Source organism: Oribacterium sp. HCP28S3_H8 (assembly GCF_052064775.1).
In the GTDB taxonomy this organism is placed as follows: Bacteria; Bacillota; Clostridia; order Lachnospirales; family Lachnospiraceae; genus Oribacterium.
Genome location: NZ_JBQHUZ010000001.1, coordinates 353,355 through 373,667, shown reverse-complemented (window position 1 = coordinate 373,667; position 20,313 = coordinate 353,355). Strand labels below are relative to the sequence as shown.

At 48.6% G+C, this 20,313-nt stretch carries 17 protein-coding genes; all 17 read left to right on the top strand.

Going from position 1 to position 20,313, the window contains the following annotated elements:
• Positions 1–85 precede the first annotated feature (85 nt).
• The 17 genes from der (at position 86) to ACTNEN_RS01640 (ending at position 20,276) form a co-directional block, all read left to right on the top strand.
• Positions 86–1,417 carry a ribosome biogenesis GTPase Der gene (gene der / locus ACTNEN_RS01720; RefSeq protein WP_441204331.1) on the top strand — a complete coding sequence of 444 codons (1,332 nt, stop codon included), beginning with the start codon at positions 86–88 and terminating at the stop codon, positions 1,415–1,417.
• Positions 1,417–2,067: a glycerol-3-phosphate acyltransferase gene (locus ACTNEN_RS01715; protein ID WP_441204330.1), complete on the top strand. Its 651-nt coding sequence runs from the start codon at positions 1,417–1,419 to the stop codon at positions 2,065–2,067. The genes der and ACTNEN_RS01715 overlap by 1 nt, the downstream gene beginning before the upstream one ends.
• A gap of 45 nt (positions 2,068–2,112) precedes the next feature.
• Positions 2,113–3,123 (top strand): NAD(P)H-dependent glycerol-3-phosphate dehydrogenase, encoded by a 1,011-nt coding sequence (locus ACTNEN_RS01710; protein WP_441204329.1) that lies wholly within the window; start codon positions 2,113–2,115, stop codon positions 3,121–3,123.
• 207 nt (positions 3,124–3,330) lie between these two features.
• Positions 3,331–4,590, top strand: coding sequence for an ABC transporter substrate-binding protein (locus ACTNEN_RS01705; RefSeq protein ID WP_441204411.1), 1,260 nt, complete (start codon positions 3,331–3,333; stop codon positions 4,588–4,590).
• A 162-nt stretch (positions 4,591–4,752) separates the two neighbouring features.
• Positions 4,753–5,634 carry a branched-chain amino acid ABC transporter permease gene (locus tag ACTNEN_RS01700; protein ID WP_441204410.1) on the top strand — a complete coding sequence of 294 codons (882 nt, stop codon included), beginning with the start codon at positions 4,753–4,755 and terminating at the stop codon, positions 5,632–5,634.
• A gap of 7 nt (positions 5,635–5,641) precedes the next feature.
• On the top strand, positions 5,642–6,721 hold the full coding sequence (locus ACTNEN_RS01695) for a branched-chain amino acid ABC transporter permease (RefSeq protein ID WP_441204328.1): 1,080 nt from the start codon (positions 5,642–5,644) through the stop codon (positions 6,719–6,721).
• A 1-nt stretch (position 6,722) separates the two neighbouring features.
• A complete protein-coding gene (locus tag ACTNEN_RS01690) occupies positions 6,723–7,481 on the top strand; it encodes an ABC transporter ATP-binding protein (RefSeq protein WP_441204327.1) in 759 nt (252 codons plus the stop codon).
• 12 nt (positions 7,482–7,493) lie between these two features.
• Positions 7,494–8,207 (top strand): ABC transporter ATP-binding protein, encoded by a 714-nt coding sequence (locus ACTNEN_RS01685; RefSeq protein WP_441204326.1) that lies wholly within the window; start codon positions 7,494–7,496, stop codon positions 8,205–8,207.
• A 309-nt stretch (positions 8,208–8,516) separates the two neighbouring features.
• Positions 8,517–10,157 carry an MBL fold metallo-hydrolase RNA specificity domain-containing protein gene (locus ACTNEN_RS01680; protein ID WP_441204325.1) on the top strand — a complete coding sequence of 547 codons (1,641 nt, stop codon included), beginning with the start codon at positions 8,517–8,519 and terminating at the stop codon, positions 10,155–10,157.
• 14 nt (positions 10,158–10,171) lie between these two features.
• Positions 10,172–10,735 (top strand): lysozyme inhibitor LprI family protein, encoded by a 564-nt coding sequence (locus ACTNEN_RS01675; RefSeq protein WP_441204324.1) that lies wholly within the window; start codon positions 10,172–10,174, stop codon positions 10,733–10,735.
• 88 nt (positions 10,736–10,823) lie between these two features.
• The gene (gene alaS / locus ACTNEN_RS01670; RefSeq protein WP_441204323.1) at positions 10,824–13,547 is read left to right on the top strand and encodes an alanine--tRNA ligase; all 2,724 of its coding nucleotides are present in this window, start codon (positions 10,824–10,826) and stop codon (positions 13,545–13,547) included.
• A 209-nt stretch (positions 13,548–13,756) separates the two neighbouring features.
• Positions 13,757–13,933, top strand: a complete 177-nt coding sequence (rpsU, locus tag ACTNEN_RS01665; RefSeq protein WP_005539624.1) for a 30S ribosomal protein S21 — start codon at positions 13,757–13,759, stop codon at positions 13,931–13,933.
• A gap of 72 nt (positions 13,934–14,005) precedes the next feature.
• Positions 14,006–15,037 (top strand): PhoH family protein, encoded by a 1,032-nt coding sequence (locus ACTNEN_RS01660; protein ID WP_441204322.1) that lies wholly within the window; start codon positions 14,006–14,008, stop codon positions 15,035–15,037.
• Between the two features lie 2 nt (positions 15,038–15,039).
• Positions 15,040–15,537 (top strand): rRNA maturation RNase YbeY, encoded by a 498-nt coding sequence (gene ybeY / locus ACTNEN_RS01655; RefSeq protein ID WP_441204321.1) that lies wholly within the window; start codon positions 15,040–15,042, stop codon positions 15,535–15,537.
• A gap of 113 nt (positions 15,538–15,650) precedes the next feature.
• Entirely contained in the window at positions 15,651–17,345 is a 1,695-nt protein-coding gene (locus ACTNEN_RS01650) for a putative polysaccharide biosynthesis protein (protein WP_441204409.1), read from the top strand.
• Positions 17,346–17,407: 62 nt separating this feature from the next.
• Positions 17,408–18,694, top strand: coding sequence for an NAD(P)/FAD-dependent oxidoreductase (locus tag ACTNEN_RS01645; RefSeq protein ID WP_441204320.1), 1,287 nt, complete (start codon positions 17,408–17,410; stop codon positions 18,692–18,694).
• Positions 18,657–20,276: an NAD(P)/FAD-dependent oxidoreductase gene (locus ACTNEN_RS01640; protein WP_441204319.1), complete on the top strand. Its 1,620-nt coding sequence runs from the start codon at positions 18,657–18,659 to the stop codon at positions 20,274–20,276. The genes ACTNEN_RS01645 and ACTNEN_RS01640 overlap by 38 nt, the downstream gene beginning before the upstream one ends.
• Positions 20,277–20,313 lie beyond the last annotated feature (37 nt).

The window sequence follows — 20,313 nt, the reverse complement described above, 5'->3', positions numbered from 1 at the left end:
CCTTATCCATCGTATCATGCTAAAATAAATTGGCTGATTTTAAAAATGCGGGCTGTATGCCCTTGAGGAGAGAACGCTTTAGTATATGAGAAAAGTGATTGTTGCGGTGGTTGGCCGCCCTAATGTAGGAAAATCAACACTGTTTAATGCTATCGCCGGTAAGCAGATTTCTATCGTGAAGGACACTCCCGGTGTTACAAGAGACCGTATTTATGCGGACGCAGAGTGGCTGCACAATGAATTTACTCTGGTGGATACCGGTGGTATCGAGCCGGACTCCAATGATGTGATTTTGAAGCAGATGCGTACGCAGGCACAGCTTGCCATTGATACGGCAGATGTGATCATTTTTGTTACGGATGTGAAGTCCGGCGTTGTAGACGCAGATTATGAGGTTGCCGATATGCTACGGAAATCTCATAAGCCAGTTGTACTTTGCGTCAATAAAGTGGACAGCTTCCAGAAATTCGGCAATGATATCTATGAATTTTACAATCTGGGACTGGGAGATCCGTTTGGTGTATCTTCTGTCAATCAGCTTGGAATCGGTGACATGCTGGATGAGGTTGTCAAGCATTTCCCGTTGGAGGCAGAGGAAGAGGAGGAAGATGATGCCGTCAAGGTAGCGCTGATTGGAAAGCCCAATGTCGGTAAGAGTTCTCTCATTAATAAGCTGCTCGGACAGAATCGAGTGATTGTGTCGGATATTGCCGGTACAACCCGGGATGCCATTGATACGGAGATTGTACATGATGGACAGCATTATGTATTTATTGACACTGCAGGACTGCGCCGTAAGGGTAAGATTGAGGATGACATTGAGAGATATTCGGTCATTCGTACCGTTGCTGCGGTAGATCGTGCGGATATCTGTATCGTTTTGATTGATGCTACGCAGGGAATTACGGAAGGAGACGCAAGAATCGCGGGGATTGCGCATGAGTCCGGTAAGGGAGTCATTATTGCTGTCAATAAGTGGGATGCCATTGAAAAAAATGACAAAACCATGAAGGAGTTTACCGAGAAGCTGATGGAGAAATTTTCTTACATGCCGTATGCGGAGTATCTTTTTATCTCTGCAGTGACAGGACAGCGTCTCAACAATATTTTTGGTATGATTGAGCAGATCCGTCAGAGTCAGACGCTCCGGATCAAAACCGGCGTGCTGAATGAGATTATGACCAAAGCCGTAGCCATGAAGCAGCCGCCTTCCGACAAGGGCAAGCGCCTCAAGCTCTTTTACATTACCCAGACCGGTGTCGAACCACCAACCTTTGTGATTTTTGTAAACGATCGGGAGCTGATGCATTTTTCTTATACCCGTTATATCGAAAACCAGATCCGTGAAGCATTTGGCTTCCATGGTACGCCGATCAAGTTTATTATCCGTGAAAGAGGAGAAGGAGAGGAAATCTGATGGAGCTTAGCCATATCGTCCTTGCACTTCTGATAGGATATGCGTTTGGAAACATCCCTAATGGCTATTTGTATGCAAAATCCCAGGGTGTGGACATCTTTAAAGAGGGATCCGGCAATCCCGGCAGCACCAACATTCTCCGTACACTGGGGAAGAGAGCCGGTTGTACTGTGCTGCTGATGGACATCGCTAAAACGATTTTGCCGATCCTGATTTTGCACATGCTTTGGAAGCCGCTTTCGGAGGATGAAAGTACATTAATTACTCTGTACACCGGTCTTGGAGCAATCCTCGGACATGATTTTACCTGCATCCCAAAGCTGCATGGCGGAAAGGGGGTTGCATGTACAGGAGCGCTGATCATTGCCTTTGACTGGCGGCTCGCAATCATTTTGCTTACAATGTTTGTCCTGATTGTTGCCGTGACAAGATATGTAAGTCTTGGATCCATAATTGGTATGTCAGCGTTTTTTCTGTCTACACTTATACTTGGAAGGACAGGATGGCTTCCTTTTTCCATGCAGATTTATCCTGAGGTGTGCATGATTGTCTTTGTCGTAGCAGCGCTTGGGATCTTTCAGCACCGTTCCAATCTGGTTCGTCTGATGCAGGGCAGGGAAAACAAACTCAGCAGTGGCGGTAAAAAGTAAGCTGCGGCTAATGGGCTAATTATTAAAGGAAAATGAGGTGCTTGTATGAAGATCGGAGTCATTGGAGCCGGAACCTGGGGGACGGCGCTTGCCATGGTACTTGCCCATAACGGGCATCAGGTGATGCTTCGCACCCGGGGACAGGAGGACGCCGACTGGCTCAGGACAAAACGGTCCCATAAAAATTTGCCAGGTGCGGTGATCCCTGCGAATGTAACCATCACCATGGATCTCGTGAATACTGTTGTGGAAAGTGACCTCCTGGTGCTGGCGGTTGCATCTCCTTACATTCGTTCAACCGCCAGAGAGATCGCTTCCTATGTGAAGCCCGGACAGATTGTTGTAGACGTTGCCAAGGGAATTGAATCCGGGAGTCTTATGACCATGACAGAGATCATTGAGTCGGAAATTCCCGGGGTAGATGCGGCGGTTCTTTCCGGACCCTCTCATGCAGAGGAGGTGGCGCGTGCCTTACCGACCACCATTGTAGCCGGTGCACATCGGGAGCACATAGCTAAAACGATTCAGGATGTGTTTATGAGTCCATACTTTCGTGTCTACATCAGCCCGGATCTAAAGGGAATCGAGATCGGAGGTGCGCTCAAAAATGTAATCGCACTTGCAGCAGGCATCGCGGATGGGATTGGATATGGAGACAACTCCAAGGCAGCATTAATTACAAGAGGAATTGCGGAAATTACCCGGCTTGGAATCAAAATGGGCGGGAAAGCGGAAACCTTTGCCGGACTCAGCGGCATCGGAGATCTTGTGGTTACTTGTGCTTCGATGCATTCCCGGAACAGGAGAGCGGGCATTTTGATCGGGCAGGGTAAAACAGCGCAGGAAGCCATGCAGGAGGTCGGTCAGGTTGTAGAAGGCGTATATGCGGCGAAGTCCGGTAAGGAGCTTGCAGAGAAGTATCAGGTCCAGATGCCGATTGTGGAGGAGGTCAACCGGATTTTGTTTGAAGGAAAGCCGGTAAAGGATGCCGTTCAGGATCTGATGATGCGTGATCGCAGGACAGAGCATTCCGCTCTTAAATTTGAAATGCCTTAAATGCATGAAGGAAAACGGGAGAGTAAAACAACATACAATCACTACTGATTATAACTACTATAATTTGTAGATATATTAATACTCAAAATACATATTTTATGTTATATAAGAATTGACTTTCATTCCTGTGTCTCATATAATCTACTCAAAGTTTTATCCGTTAACATTCATTTCGGAATATTTCAGGATAAAACGAGGAGGATATAAATTATGAAGAAAGTATTAAGTGCTGTTATGGCTGGCGCCATGGTTATGTCACTCGCTGCTTGTGGATCTTCTTCCACACCTAATGCTACAACCGCTGCTGCAGGTGTAGAAACAACTGCTGCTTCAGAAGCTGCTTCTTCCGCTGCTGCGGGTGCAGAAACAACTGCTGCTGCAGGTGATGCTGCATCTTCTGATAAAGAGTGGATCATCGGCGGACAGGGTCCTCTGACCGGTGCTGCAGCTGTTTATGGTAATGCCGTTGTTAATGGTGCCAAGGTTGCTCTTGATGAAATCAATGAAAAGGGCGGTATCAACGGATACAAGGTAAAGTATATCACCGCTGATGATGAGCATGATCAGGAGAAGGCAATCAATGCATACAACTCTCTGAAGGATCAGGGTATGCAGATGCTGATCGGACCTACAACCTCTGCTCCGACCATTGCCGTTGGTACAGAATCCGAGAATGATAACATGTTCCTGATTTCTCCGTCAGGTTCTGCAGTTGATTGTACCGCACCTAAGAATGTATACCGTGTATGCTTCTCCGATCCGGCACAGGGCACAAAGTCCGCAGAGTATATCGGTAAACATCAGCTGGCTACCAAGATCGGTATCATCTATGATTCATCCGATGTTTACTCTTCCGGTATTCATGATGCCTTTGTTGAGGAAGCTCCAAATCAGGGACTTGAGATTGTTGCAGATGAGCAGTTCACTGCTGATTCCAATAAGGACTTCTCCACACAGCTCCAGAAGATGAAGGATGCCGGTGCAGAGCTTGTATTCCTTCCGTTCTATTATACAGAGGCTGCTCTGGTACTTACACAGGCCAACACCATGGGATTTGCTCCTAAGTTCTTTGGCTGTGATGGTATGGATGGAATCCTTAATGTTGACAACTTTGATACCAAGCTTGCCGAAGGTCTGATGCTTCTGACACCGTTTGCTGCAGATGCCAAGGATGATGCAACCGTAAACTTTGTTACAAAGTACAAGGCTGCATATAATGAGACCCCGATCCAGTTTGCTGCAGATGCTTATGATGCTGCATATATCGTAAAGGCTGCTGCAGAGGCTGCCAACATCACTCCGGATATGTCCGTAGATGAGATCGGTACAGCAATGGAAGAGCAGATGAAGACCCTTAAGTTTGATGGTATCACAGGTTCCGGCATGACTTGGGATGAGAAAGGCGATGTTGATAAGGAGCCGAAGGCTGTTGTTATCAAGGACGGCGCTTACGTTTCTGCTGAATAATATATTTTTATTTGTATTATTTCCGGAAAAACGCTATTATTAATGAGAGCATAAAGGGTTGCTTGTATAAGCAGCCCTTTATTGTTTAAAGATTCACCCGGATTAGATATGAGTCCGGCTTTGTAAGTTTTAAGAAGCACGAGAGGTAAGGTAAAAGAGATGATGAGCTTCATTTCCTATTTGCTGAGTGGTGTAAGCCTTGGATCTGTCTATGCAATCATAGCTCTGGGCTACACGATGGTGTATGGCATTGCCAAAATGCTCAATTTTGCACATGGCGATATCCTGATGGTCGGCGGGTATGCTGCATTTATTGCATTTAACTCCCTTGGTCTTCCGATTCCGGTAGCTACACTGATTTCCATCGTGGTATGTACGGTACTCGGCATTGTTATTGAGCGAGTTGCCTATAAACCGCTGCGGCAGGCAAATTCCCTTTCCGTACTGATTACCGCTATTGGTGTTTCCTATCTGTTACAAAACCTGGCGCTGCTGATTTTCGGAGCCAACCCCAAAAGCTTTACATCCTTTGTCCCGATCCAGCCGCTCCATTTTGCCAATGGTGCATTGACAATTTCCGGTGAAACAATTGTGACGATTGTGGTCTGCATCGTGATTGTAGCAGGACTTGTTACATTCATTAATAAAACCAAAGCCGGTCAGGCGATGCTGGCAGTGTCCGAGGATAAAGGAGCAGCTACGCTTATGGGCGTGAATGTTAATGCTACTATTTCACTCACATTTGCCATTGGTTCTGCACTTGCTGCGATCGCCGGAGTGCTTCTCTGCTCGGCTTATCCGACGCTTACACCGACCACCGGAGCAATGCCCGGTATCAAGGCATTTGTTGCAGCCGTACTTGGAGGCATCGGATCGATCCCGGGAGCCTTTGTTGGAGGCATTATCCTTGGCGTGCTGGAGAACCTTTCCAAAGCATACATTTCCTCCAAGCTTTCTGATGCAATTGTATTTTCAGTATTGATCATTGTTTTGCTGGTTAAACCGACAGGTATCCTTGGCAAAAAGATCATGGAGAAAGTGTGACACAGGTATGAAAACAAAATCCGCAAAATCCTCGATGTTTAAAAGCAATTTTGTCACCTATGGCATGATTATACTTGTCTACGTGATCATTGAAATTCTGCTTAAGACCGGAAATGTAAGCTCTCTGTTTAAAGGACTTCTGGTACCGCTCTGTATTTACAGTATTATGGCAGTCAGCCTGAATCTGGTAGTTGGTATCTCTGGAGAGCTGTCTCTCGGACATGCAGGATTTATGTGCCTCGGTGCGTTTTCATCTGCAACCTGGTCCATGCTGATGAAGGATTCTGCAATGCCGGAGATGCTTCGCTTCATCATTGCAATTCTGATCGGCGCGGCTGTCGCTGCTTTGTTTGGATTTCTGATCAGTATCCCCGTCCTTCGTTTAAAAGGAGACTACCTTGCCATTGTAACGCTTGCTTTTGGTGAGATCATAAAGAACCTTATCAATGCCCTGTATTTTGGCGTTGACAGCCATGGGCCGCATTTCTCCCTTAAGGATAATATGGCACTCGGTCTGGAAAAGGGTGGTACCGTGATCATCAAGGGAGCACAGGGAATTACCGGTAACCCCAAGATGTCAAACTTTACCATCGGGGTGATCCTGCTTTTGATTTCTCTTTTTATCGTTCTTCATCTTGTAAACTCGAGAACAGGAAGAGCAATCATGGCGATTCGTGATAACCGGATCGCGGCTGAGTCCATCGGTCTTAATGTTACAGAGTATAAGACACTGGCATTTACCATTTCCGCTGCAATCGCAGGTGTCGGAGGTGTACTCTATGCGCACAACCTGAGCTCACTGCAGGCGCTGCCCAAGAACTTCGGCTATAACCAGTCGATTATGATCCTTGTCTTTGTTGTAATGGGAGGCATCGGAAACATCAGAGGCTCTGTCATTGCGGCTGTGATTCTGACACTGCTTCCGGAGGTACTGAGAGGCCTTAACGACTACCGTATGCTGATTTATGCAGTTGTACTGATCCTTATGATGCTGTTTACCTCTGCACCGGCTTTGATCCAGCTGCGTGAGAGAGTATTCTACCGTTTTACAAAGCATCCGGCAGAGGACGGAAAGGAGACCAGATAATATGTCACTACTCGATGTTCAGAGCCTGGGCATTTCCTTCGGAGGTCTCAAGGCTGTAGATAATTTCAGTGTTCAGATTGAAAAAAACGAGCTTTATGGTCTGATTGGTCCTAACGGAGCAGGCAAGACCACGGTATTTAACCTGCTTACAGGTGTGTATAAGCCGACGACAGGACAGGTCATCCTGGATGGCAACAATATCACAGGCCTCAATCCGGTGGATATCAATAAAAAGGGAATTGCCAGAACCTTCCAGAATATTCGTCTGTTTTCACAGCTTTCCGTGCTTGATAATGTAAAAGCCGGCTTGCACAACCATTATGTTTATTCTACGCTGGATGGAATTTTACGTACGCCGAAGTATTACAAAACAGAAAAGGCGATGAATGAGGAAGCCATGAAGCTTCTGAGTGTATTTGAACTGGAAGATTTCAAGGATTATAAGGCATCCAATCTGCCGTATGGTCAGCAGCGTAAGCTGGAAATCGCCAGAGCTCTGGCAACAGAGCCAAAGCTGCTTCTTCTGGATGAGCCTGCTGCAGGTATGAATCCTAATGAGACCGAGGAACTCATGCGGACGATTCGTCTTGTCAGAGATCAGTTTGATATGACGATCCTGCTCATAGAGCACGACATGAAGCTTGTTTCGGGTATCTGCGACCGGCTTACGGTTCTGAATTTCGGACAGGTTCTGAAGCAGGGAGAAACCTCTCAGGTACTGCACGATCCGGCTGTCATCAAGGCTTATCTCGGCGATTAAGGAGGAAACAGAATGAGCACATTACTGGATGTCCAGGACTTAAATGTATATTATGGTGTAATTCATGCTCTTAAGGGGATTTCCTTTCATGTAGATCAGGGTGAAATTGTTACACTGATTGGTGCCAACGGCGCCGGCAAGACTACTACGTTGCAGACGATCACCGGACTGATCCCGTCAAGATCCGGTAAGATCACGTATAATGGCAAGGACATTACACATATTCCGGGACATGAGCTTGTAGGTATGGGTCTTGCGCATGTACCGGAGGGCAGACGTGTTTTTGCAACGCTTACGGTACTTCAGAACCTGATGCTGGGAGCATATACCAGAAAAGACAAGGCGGAAATAGAGGAAACACTCAACACGGTATATCACCACTTCCCGAGACTTGAGGAGAGAAAGAACCAGGTTGCCGGTACGTTGTCAGGTGGTGAACAGCAGATGCTTGCCATGGGGCGGGCACTTATGAGCCATCCGCAGATGATCGTTATGGATGAGCCATCCATGGGTCTCTCTCCGATTTATGTAAATGAGATTTTCAATATCATTGAAAAGATACACGAGTCCGGTGTTACGGTACTTCTGGTTGAGCAGAATGCCAACAAGGCACTAGCCATCGCTGACCGTGCGTATGTACTTGAGACTGGTAAAATCACCATTGAAGGTACGGCACATGATCTTGCCAATGATCCTAAGGTTAAGGCAGCATATCTGTCCGAGTAATCAAAGACGCTTTAGTATGTATGCTTTTAAAGAATTTACAGTTTAAATACAGAAGCTTGTATTCAGAATGCTTTGGTTCAGAAACTTTCAGACGCTAGAAGCTTTTAAATGCAAGACTTATAAACAATGTATGGATAAAGAGGAACCTCGCTGATATAATAGAATCAGCAAGGTTCTTTTTGCATCCATAATTTTTTGTTATGGATTTTGATTTGGAATTGGTGTAAACAGAAACATTTTGCAGAGAGGATCCGTTAGGGTTTTCCTGTAGTGAAATAAATTAAAAAATCAACGGGAAAAGGAGGAAGTATGAAGCTCACGTTTATCGGTGCGGATCATGAGGTAACCGGATCATTGCATCTTTTGGAGGCCTGCGGATTGAATATTGCAATCGACTGTGGTATGGAGCAGGGCGCAAACCATTATGAAAATGCGGAGCTCCCGATAAAGTTCTCACAGCTTGACTACATTTTATTGACGCATGCACATATCGATCACTCCGGGATGCTGCCGTATGCCTATAAAAACGGCTTTACCGGAACCATCGTCACAACGCGTGCAACAAAGGCGCTGGCAGATATCATGCTGCGTGACAGTGCGCATATCCAGATGCAGGAGGCAGAGTACCGGAACCGGAAGGGAAGACGCGCCGGCAAGGAGGATGTGGCTCCAATCTATGATCTTAATGATGCGTCCAATGTCCTGGATCAGTTCCGTGGAGTGAATTACAATGAAATGATCGAGCTCGCAGATGGCATCAAGGTAAGATTTATTGATGCAGGACATCTCCTGGGCTCTGCTTCCATTGAAGTATTTATCCATGAGGATGGCGTTGATAAAAAACTGGTATTTTCCGGAGATATCGGAAACTTCAATAAGCCGTTGATCCGTGACCCGCAGTATATAAAGGATGCGGATTATGTCATTATGGAGTCCACCTACGGAGATCGTCTGCATGATAACAGTACGGATCATCTCAAGGATCTCGTGTCCATTACGCAGAGGACGCTGGACAGAGGCGGAAATGTGGTTATTCCATCTTTTGCAGTGGGCAGAACACAGGAGCTTCTGTATCTTTACCGGATTATCAAGCAGGAGCATTTGATCCACGGACATGATGGATTCCCTGTATATGTAGATAGTCCGCTTGCTGTGGATGCTACACATGTGTTCTCACAAAATCTTAAGGACTGCTATGATGAAGAAACCCGGAAATGCGTGGAAAAGGGTATCAACCCGATTTTCTTCCCGGGGCTGAACCTGTCGATTACACTGGATGAATCCAAGGCAATCAACTATGATGAAACACCCAAGGTCATTATATCGGCATCCGGTATGTGCGACGCCGGCAGAATCCGTCACCATATCAAGTACAATGTATGGAGACCGGAGAGTACTATTGTCTTTGCCGGGTATCAGGCAGAAGGTACACTCGGCAGAGTGCTTCTGGACGGTGCCGAGTACATCAAGCTGTTTGGAGAGGAAATTGCGGTAAAGGCAGAGATTGCAACGATGCCGGACATGTCCTCACATGCCGATCAAAAGGGGCTTCTGGACTGGATCTCTGCGTATGAAAAGAAACCGGAACGGGTTTTCCTTGTGCATGGAGATGATGACTCGATGAAGACGCTTGCGCAGCTGATCACAGACAAGACGGGAGATACGGTGGATTGTCCGTACTCTGGTTCGATCTTTGATCTTGCAGCCGACCGCTGGATTTATGTGGCAGCTCCGGTGCCGTTTGTGAAGGAACTGCCGGAGGGCATCGCAGAAGCCTCCACCGGACTTGCCAAGCGGCGTAAGAAGTCAAGCGATACAGCATTCGAGAGACTGCTGTCTGCGTACCGTAAGCTGGAAGCTGCGGTTAAGGCAAACTACGGAGGCGCCAACAAGGATCTTAATAAGTTTACGGATCAGATTCTGAATCTCTATAACAAGTGGATGCGCTAAGCAGGAGTTACAGATTGAAATTTATATCAAAACGGATGTGTCTTCTGATTCTGGGGCTATTGACATTTACCGTCGTTTTTACCCTGAGCTTCCGGATTTATCTTGACCGGAAGCTTAAGGCTTATGAAATTGCATCGGAAGCAGATGCTGCTCCGGAGGAAACTCTGGAGCAATTGATTATTCCGGAGGATCCTGCATCATCCGAGGATACCAGGGATGCAGCGACGCTTCAGGATCTCACAACGGAGCTTCAGGAGCTTGACGGACAAATCACTGCCTATCTTAATGGAAACCGGGGGATTTCCACACGGGATAAGTATGAGAGGATCGCAGAGCTTTGGAATCAGGAGCTGAATCGGATTTCCAATGTCATTACAAGCCATCTTGAGGAGTCGGAGAAAGATGCATTTCATGAGTCGGAAAAAGAATTTCTGCAATCCAGAAATCTTGAGGCAATGAAGGAAATCAGCAATACAAAAAGCGGCATGACAGAAAACCTGGATTACCTCCGTAAATATGCCGAGCTTACCCGTTTAAGATGCTATGACCTCCTCAAAGATTACAAAGCTTTCTTGTAAATCATGGGGACTTGTGTTATAGTCATCAAGTTAATGTCAATATTAAAAGGCATATTGTATATATTGTATACTAAGGAGATTTATTACAATGCAGTACAGAGGTGTAAACGAATTGCGTGAGCTGTTTCTCTCTTATTTTGAGGAGAAGGGATGCTTACGCCTTAACAGCTTTTCGCTGGTTCCTCACAATGATAATTCACTGCTGATTATCAATTCCGGTATGGCGCCGATGAAGCCATGGTTTACCGGACAGGAAATCCCACCGAGAAGGAGGGTTACTACATGTCAGAAGTGTATCCGTACGGGTGATCTGGAGAATGTAGGTAAAACGGCACGGCACGGAACCTTCTTTGAAATGCTTGGCAACTTCTCCTTTGGCGATTATTTCAAAAAAGAGGCGATTCCGTGGGCATGGGAGTTTCTGACAGAGCGTGTTGGTCTGGATCCGGATCGGTTGTATCCGTCTGTCTATGTGGATGATGACGAGGCTTACAATATCTGGCTCAATGACATGCATATCCCTGCGGATCATATCTACAAGTTCGGTAAGGAGGACAACTTCTGGGAGCATGGCTCCGGTCCCTGTGGTCCCTGTACAGAGATCTATTATGACCGTGGAGAGAAATACGGCAATGGCCCGGAGGATGTCATGGGCGGCGAGGGCGACCGCTTTATGGAAGTCTGGAATGTTGTTTTTTCCCAGTTTAACAATGATGGAGAGGGGCATTATACCGACCTTGCGCAGAAAAACATTGATACTGGTATGGGCCTTGAGAGACTTGCGGTTGCGGTACAGGATGTAGGATCCATCTTTGATGTGGATACCTTAAAAAGCCTCCGCGATCTTATCTGTCAGATGGCAGGCGGCATCGGCTATGAAAAGCCGGGTACGGAAGAGTCCGATGTATCGGTACGTATCATGACAGATCATGCGAGAGCCATGACCTTTATGATTTCTGATGGAATCATGCCATCCAACAACGGCAGAGGCTATGTACTCCGCCGTATCATCCGCCGCGCCGTACGTCATGGCAGAAAGCTTGGAATTAAAGGCTCTTTCCTGACAACACTTGCTAAAAATGTAATTGACGGTTCCAAGGACGGTTATCCGGAGCTTGAGGAAAAACGTGATTTTATCCTGAGCGTCATCCTTGCCGAGGAAGAAAAATTTGAAAAAACCTATGAGCAGGGTATGGATATCCTTGAGCAGATGGAAAAGAGCTTAAGCACAGAAGGCCGTAAGGAGCTCTCAGGCGAGGATGCCTTTAAGCTGTATGACACCTACGGCTTCCCTCTGGACAACACCAAGGAGATCCTGGAGGAGAGAGGCTTCTCTGTAGATGAAGCAGGCTTCCGTGCCGCTATGGAAAATCAGAAAAAGGCAGCCCGGAAGGATCGTCTTGCGTCCGGTAAGATGGCAGATTACAGCGGACATGCCGCTACGGTTTATGATGCGCTGGATCCGGCTTTAAGCAGCACATTTATCGGATATGATAAGACAACTGCAGAATCTGAGATCGTGGCGATGGTTTCCCTTGCATCCGGAGATTCCGGGGATGAGGATGCAGTGGTAGAAGCATTGAGTGATGGCGAGAACGGAGCAATCATTACTTCGGAAACACCGTTTTACGGCACCATGGGCGGACAGGTCGGCGACAAGGGTCTGATCCTTATGGGATCGGACGATGCCGATGAGGGCGCCGCGCTTGGTAAAGGCGCTGCTGTGTTTGAAGTAACATCAACAGAGCATGTCGCAGGAAACAAGATTGCGCATATCGGTGTAATGCGGAAGGGCATGCTCAAGCTCCACGACCATGTAACGCTTAAGGTGGACACGCAGAACCGTATGGCGATCTGCCGCAACCACTCGGCAACGCATCTCCTGCAGAAGGCACTGCGCGAGGTTCTTGGCTCTCATGTAGAGCAGGCAGGCTCATATCAGGATGCCGGCAGAACCAGATTTGACTTCTCTCATTTCCAGGCAATGACCAGTGAGGAGCTTAAAAAGGTTGAAAACCTTGTGAATGAAAAAATCCAGGAGGCACTCCCTGTAACGACAGAAGTGATGAGCCTCGAGGATGCCAAGAAGACCGGAGCCATGGCACTGTTTGGAGAGAAGTACGGCTCCAAGGTACGGGTAGTCCGGATGGGAGATTTCTCCACAGAGCTCTGCGGCGGTACGCATGTTAAGAACACACTCCAGATCGGACAGTTTAAGATTCTGTCCGAGAGCGGTGTTGCTGCCGGTGTCAGACGTATCGAGGCATTGACCGGAGATAATGTGCGTGCATATTATGACAAGCTGGAAAAGCAGATCATGGAAGCTTCCGACCTTGTCAAGGCAACACCTGCAACTCTTGCTGATCATATCCGTACGCTCCAGAAGGAAGTGAAGGAGCTTAAAAATGAAAATGACGCGCTTAAGAGCAAGGAGGCAAAATCCGCACTTGGTAATGTCATGGACCAGACGGTTGAAATCAACGGAGTCAAGTTCCTTGCTGCACATGTATCCGGTGTGGATATGAATGAGCTTCGTAATCTTGGAGACGATCTTAAGACAAAGCTCGGTGATGGCGTTGTCCTCTTGATTTCGGACCAGGATGGTAAGGTATCCATGGTTGCAATGGCTACGGATGCCGCGCTTAAAAAGGGTGCGCATGCCGGAAACCTGATCAAGCAGGTTGCTCCGCTTGTCGGCGGTGGCGGCGGTGGACGTCCTAACATGGCACAGGCGGGAGGTAAAAACGCAGCCGGTATCAAGGATGCCCTCGTAAAGGCAAGAGAGGTGGCGGAAGCACAGCTTCAGGGCTGAGCCTGTCTGTCGTAAATCTAAAGCTCCTGTTGGGACTTTACAGTAATATTACTGTAAAAGAGCTGCCGCAGGAGCGGAGAAGCCTTAGTAAAAGACAACAGCAAAAATCCACTTCGGCGATGAAAAAATAAAATCCGCTCTTGACGTAACGCTGTTGTATGCTATAATAAAATTCAGTTTGCACCCGAAGGGAGGTTTGGGGTCTAAGCATGTCTAATGTTATCGTAAAGGAAAACGAATCTCTGGACAGCGCTTTACGCAGATTCAAGAGAAACTGCGCTAAGGCAGGTATCCAGCAGGAAATCCGCAAGAGAGAACATTACGAGAAGCCGTCTGTAAGACGTAAGAAAAAGTCTGAAGCAGCCAGAAAGCGTAAGTTCAACTAATATCAATTCAACATGATTGAAATAGCCCTGATTCAGCAATGAATTGGGGCTTTCGTTGTTTTCGGAGGTAAAATGGCAGCAACGGAAATTATGATCGATATACCGATCGAGCATGAGAGAAATGTACTGGGACAGCTGGACTCCTGGTTAAAGAAAATCGAGCGCTCGTTCCATGTTACAGTGATCGACCGGGATGGTATCATTAAAATCATCGGAGAGGAAAAGGATACACAGCAGGCAAGAGAGGTATTTGAAAATCTGCTGGAGCTGTCCCGTAGAGGAAATAATATTACGGAGCAGAATGTGGATTATGCGATTTCATTGAGCTTCAGTGATAAGTCCACGGCAGATATTGTGGAGATTGATAAGGATGTCCTTGCGCGCACGGCGCTTGGCAAGCCGGTGAAGCCCAAGACTCTTGGACAGAAGCAGTATGTGGATGCCATCAGAAATAACATGATTACCTTTGGTGTCGGACCTGCCGGTACCGGTAAAACATATCTTGCGATGGCAATGGCGATCACTGCATTCCGCGAGCAGGAGGTGCAGAGGATTATCCTGACACGACCGGCGATTGAAGCAGGCGAGAAGCTTGGCTTCCTGCCGGGAGATCTGCAGTCCAAGGTGGATCCGTATATGCGCCCGGTATATGATGCCTTGTATTCCATTATGGGTGCGGAGCAGTATCAGACCAATGCAGACAAGGGCCTCATCGAAGTTGCACCGCTTGCCTATATGCGAGGACGCACACTGGATAACGCTTATATCATCCTGGATGAGGCGCAGAACACAACACCGGCACAGATGAAGATGTTTCTCACCCGTATTGGCTTTGGATCCAAGGTCATTGTTACGGGAGATCTTACGCAGAAGGACCTTGAGGGAGACCGTGCCTCCGGACTTGAGGATGCCATGCGGGTGCTTAAAAATGTCGAGGGCATTGCCTTTTCTGTGCTGACCAGTGCTGATGTGGTGCGGCATCCCCTGGTGCAGCGAATTGTCAATGCCTATGAGAAGGATGAAAAAAAGCGCGCAGAGCGGAGAGAAAATCACACGCCGCGGGACTTTGGAGAGAAGCGGAACGAACGCAGAAAGCGTCAGTAAATATGACAGTCAACATAGATTTTGAAACCGAAAAACGGCTGGATCTTGATTTTGATAAAATCATCCGGGAAATCATTGAAGCAGCAATAGATTATGAGAAGTGTCCCTATGAATGTGAGGTAAGCGTCCTTATTACAGACAATGCCGGCATTCAGGAAATCAACAAGGAGCAGCGGGAGATTGATGCGCCGACGGATGTCCTTTCCTTTCCGATGCTTACCTACCGGCATCCGGCGGATTTTGAGGATATTGATGAGGAGGATCTGAGTCTTTTTAATCCGGACACAGGTGAGCTTCTGCTGGGAGACATCGTGCTGAATCAGGACAGGATTGAGAGTCAGGCGAGAGAATACGGGCATGCCGAGAGACGTGAGCTTGCCTTTCTTGTGGCGCATTCCATGCTGCATCTTTTTGGCTACGACCATATGGTTGATACAGAACGTCTTGAGATGGAGCGGCGGCAGAGAGAAATACTGGAAGGAAAGGGTTACACAAGATGAGCATCAGCAAGAGTACCGGTCGGGCATCCAGCAGAGCACCGCATGAAAGACAGCAAGCCGCGCCTCGCAGAAGACAAGGGAGTTCGGATTACGGAAGACAAGAGCATATACCCATGCGTTCCCCGCAGCAGAAGCCATCCCGATCTACGAGACCATCGTCGCAGCAGAGCCGCCGCAGCACAAACTTTGTAGTGCAGGGGTCCTTGCTTGCGGGCGCCAGCATTCTCGTAAGAATCATCGGCATGATTTACCGTGTCCCGCTCACCGCAATCATCGGCGCGGAGGGAAACGGATATTATACCAGCGCATTTAGTATTTATACGCTGCTTCTGATCCTGTCGTCCTTTTCCATGCCGACCGCAATTTCCAGGATTGTATCAGGCTATATGGCGGAGGACAGCTATCGGAACACGGAGCGCGTGCTCAAGGCGGCGTTTGTCTATGCGACCATTATGGGATTTCTGATGTTTTCTGCGCTCTGGTTTGGCGCGGATGCCATTGCAGGACTCCTCAAAAAGCCCTATTGCGAATATGCCCTGCGTGCTTTGGCCCCTACGGTCTGGATTATGGCATACCTCGGCATCCTGCGCGGCTATTTCCAGGGCTCCGGCAATATGGTGCCGACTGCAATCTCCCAGATCCTGGAGCAGATCCTCAATGCAGTGATTTCCGTGCTCGCGGCCTCTATCCTGTTTCATAGAGGCGAGACCGCCAATCTGCTTTACAATGATACGGAGTATACCTATGCATTTGGTGCGGCAGGCGGAGCGATCGGCACCGGTGCAGGCGCGCTGACGGCACTCTTGTTTTTCATAATCCTGTATCTTGCCCAGAGACCCGCGATGAAGCGGGCGGTACGACGTGATGAGAGCAGGGTGGCAGGCTACGGCAGGATCTCTCTGGTGCTTGCCGCAACGATGCTTCCGATCCTCATCTCCAGCACGGTGTATAATATCTCCTCGGTCATTGACGACTATCTTTTTGGTAATGTCATGACAGCGCTGGGACAGGCGCAGAATATTGTCACACAATGGGGAATCTTCGGCGAGTACCATATCCTGTTTAATATTCCGGTGGCGCTTGCCAATGCCTTGTCAAGCTCCCTGATCCCGAGCCTCACACGCGCGGTGGCATCCGGAAATCACCGGGATACGGTTTCCCGCGTGCGCTATGCCATTCGCTTTACCATGCTGATTGCCATACCGGCAACGATCGGGATGGCGGTACTGGCGTCGCCGATCTGCCGGATGCTGTTCCCCGGCAAAAATGTAGGGCTTCTTATCAACCTTACCCGGATCGGATCGCTTGCAGTTGTATTTTTCTCCCTGTCGACCATTTCCAATGCGATCCTGCAGGGACTTGGGCATCTCAATGTGCCGCTTCGCAATGCACTTATTTCACTTGCTGCGCATATTGCGATCCTGATCGGACTTATGTATGCAGGATTTGGCATTTACGCTGTGGTTCTGTCCAACATTCTGTTTGCGCTCCTGATGTGCATCCTGAACCAGCTTGCCATCCAGAAGCATGTGCATTTCCGGCAGGGTATTGTGAAGGTTTATATACTGCCGACAATCGCCTCCCTGATCATGGGTGCAGCAGCGTATGCGGTTTATTTTGGCATCCGTATCCTGCTGCCGGAGGGGATCCGGAATGGACGAATCGGTTCTGCAATTTCTGTCGGACCGGCGGTGCTGATTGCAGTGGTGATATATATTGCAGCACTTCTTGTGATGCATGCCTTTACACGTGAGGATCTTGATAATATGCCGATGGGAGGCAGACTCAAGCGCTTTGTAAAAGCCTGAGGATTTTACAGCTTGTCGTTGCTTTATTATCTTAGACAAAGGAAGCTGAAAGAGGAAGCGATATGAAGGTAATCGTGATCGGCGGGGGCGCTGCGGGCATGATGGCGGCGATTTCCGCCAGCCGGCACGGCGCGGATGTCACGCTGCTGGAAGCAAACCCCAGACTTGGAAAAAAGCTCTCGGCAACCGGAAACGGCAGATGCAATTATACCAATCTGGACATGACCCTGGAGAAATACCGGGGGAAGGATCCGGAATTTATAAGTGAAGTTTTGTCCGGCTTTACCGTACCGGAGACGCTCGGTTTTTTCCAAAGCCTTGGAATCGAGCCACGTTACAGAGAGAGCTATGTATATCCCTATTCGGATCAGGCGTCCTCCATGGTATATGCGCTTATGGATGAGCTTACGCATCAATCTGTCCGGGTTGAGACCGGACAGAAGGTGCGTTCCGTAAAAACGAGTGGGCATGGCTTTACGATTCTGGCAGGAGAAAAAACGTTTATCTGTGACCGTCTGATCCTTGCGGCAGGCTCCTGTGCCGTACCATCATCCGGCTCGGATGGAAGCGGATATACGCTCTCGGAGCAGCTTGGACATACGCTTATACCAGCGGTTCCGGCGCTTGTCGCACTGAAATGTAAGGAGTCGTTTTATCCAAAGCTAGCCGGCGTGAGAGTCCGGGGAGAGGTCATTCTCCGGATCAATGGGGAAGCTGTGGCGAGAGACACGGGGGAGCTGCAGCTTGTGAAATACGGTATTTCCGGGATCCCGGTCTTTCAGGTCAGCCGTTATGCTTCTTATGGTCTGCGGGACAGAAAAAAGGTAACGGCAGAGCTTTCTTTTTTCCCTGACAAAACGCTGGAGGAAGTGCTGTCTCTTTTTTTAAGCAGGAGAGAGAGCCTGTCGTATAAGGAGACGGGACAATTTTTTCTCGGTCTTTTAAATCAGAAGCTTGCGGAGGTACTGTTAAAGCAGTCGGGGCTCGCGCTTCATAAAAGGATCGGAGAGCTTCGGGAGGGAGAGCTTCGGAAGCTTGCCGGTCTTTGCACGGGATTTCCGACCGTGGTGACGGGCACCAATGGCTTTGACAACGCGCAATGTGCCGCCGGAGGAGTATCCACAAGAGAGGTGAATCCGCGTACTCTGGAGAGCCGGAAGGTGCCGGGACTGTATTTTGCAGGAGAGCTTCTGGATGTGGACGGAATCTGCGGAGGTTATAATCTGCAGTGGGCGTGGAGCAGCGGATATCTCGCAGGTAAGGCTGCGGCCGGAAACAGAGCAGGGAAGGACAGGGTAAGAAAAGATCAGTATGATACGCATAAATCAGCTAAAGCTTCACGTCGTTGAACCCACAGAGAAGCTTAGAAACAAAAGTGCTGCGATTCTTAAAATAAATGCAAGCCATATCCGGAAGCTGGAAATTCTGCGCCGCTCTATCGATGCGCGGAAAAAGCCGGAAATTTACTTTAGCTATACGGTGCTTCTGGAGACGGATGTAAAGGACGAGGCAGGTCTTGTCCGGAGACTCCGGAACCGGGATGTAAGCATCGCAGAGCGGATGGTGTATCAGATGCCGGAGCTTCACAGCTCTATTTCCGGTGTTCCGGCATCCGAATATTTTAAACAGGATGAGAACCGCCCGATCGTCGTAGGATTTGGACCTGCCGGTATGTTTGCGGCACTGATCCTAGCCCATGCCGGAGCCCGGCCTATCATCTACGAGCGGGGCGCTACAGTGGAGGAGCGGATTCATGATGTAGAGGATCTCTGGCAGCGTGGAACACTCCATCCGGAATCCAATCCCCAGTTCGGCGAGGGTGGAGCCGGAACCTTTTCCGATGGCAAGCTGAATACGCTGACCAAGGATAAATCCGGACGCAATCGTTATGTACTGGAAAAATTTATTGCGCATGGTGCGGATTCGGAGATTCTGATCGATGCCAAGCCGCATGTCGGTACAGACCAGCTGGTCGGCATTGTGAGAGGCATCCGTAAGGAGATCCAGTCCCTTGGCGGCGAATTTCACTTCCATACAAAATTCACGTATCATGGAGAGCAGAATGTCATCCTTGCAATCGGACACAGCTCCCGGGATACCTATGAGGAGCTGCTTCAGGCAGGGCTTCATATGGAGGGAAAGGATTTTGCCATGGGCTTCCGGGTGCAGCATCCGCAGGAGATGATCAATGACGCGCTGTATGGCAAGGTGGATGAGGCAATGCTTAAGGCACTGGGACCTGGAGCTTATAAGCTTACACATACCGCAGAGAGTGGCAGAGCCGTATACTCCTTCTGCATGTGTCCGGGCGGCTATGTTGTAAATTCCTCCTCCGAGCCCGGGCGGCTTTGTATCAATGGTATGAGCTACCATGCAAGAGATGGCAGAAATGCCAACGCAGCCATTATTGTTTCCATCCGTAAGGAGGACTATCATGGCGATGCCGATCCCCTGGGCGGGCTTAAGCTGCAGAGAGAACTGGAAGCAAGAGCGTATCGACTTGCAGACGGTAAAATCCCGATGGAACGCTACGGCAGCTTCAAAACCGGAGAGGAGGTTCCACCGGAGGAAATCGGCATTTCACCGGCATTCCGCGGCTTGTATCAAGAAGCAGATCTTAAACGTATATTTCAATTTACGGAGGACAGTCCGTTTGCTAGTCTCAATGATGTGAATGCAAGCTTCATCGAGGGAATGGAGAGCTTTGCCCATCAGATCCCCGGTTTCAACCGACCGGATACGATCCTTGCCGGTATTGAGGCGAGAACCTCTTCACCGGTGAGGATCCCGAGAGACGAAAACCTTGAGGCAAACCTGCAGGGAATCTACCCCTGTGGGGAGGGCGCCGGTTATGCAGGAGGCATTACCAGTGCTGCCATGGACGGGATGAAGGCAGCAGAGGCACTTGTCAAGCATTACAATTTGCTGTAAAATAGTAGATTACGGACGCATTACCGAGGAAGCATAG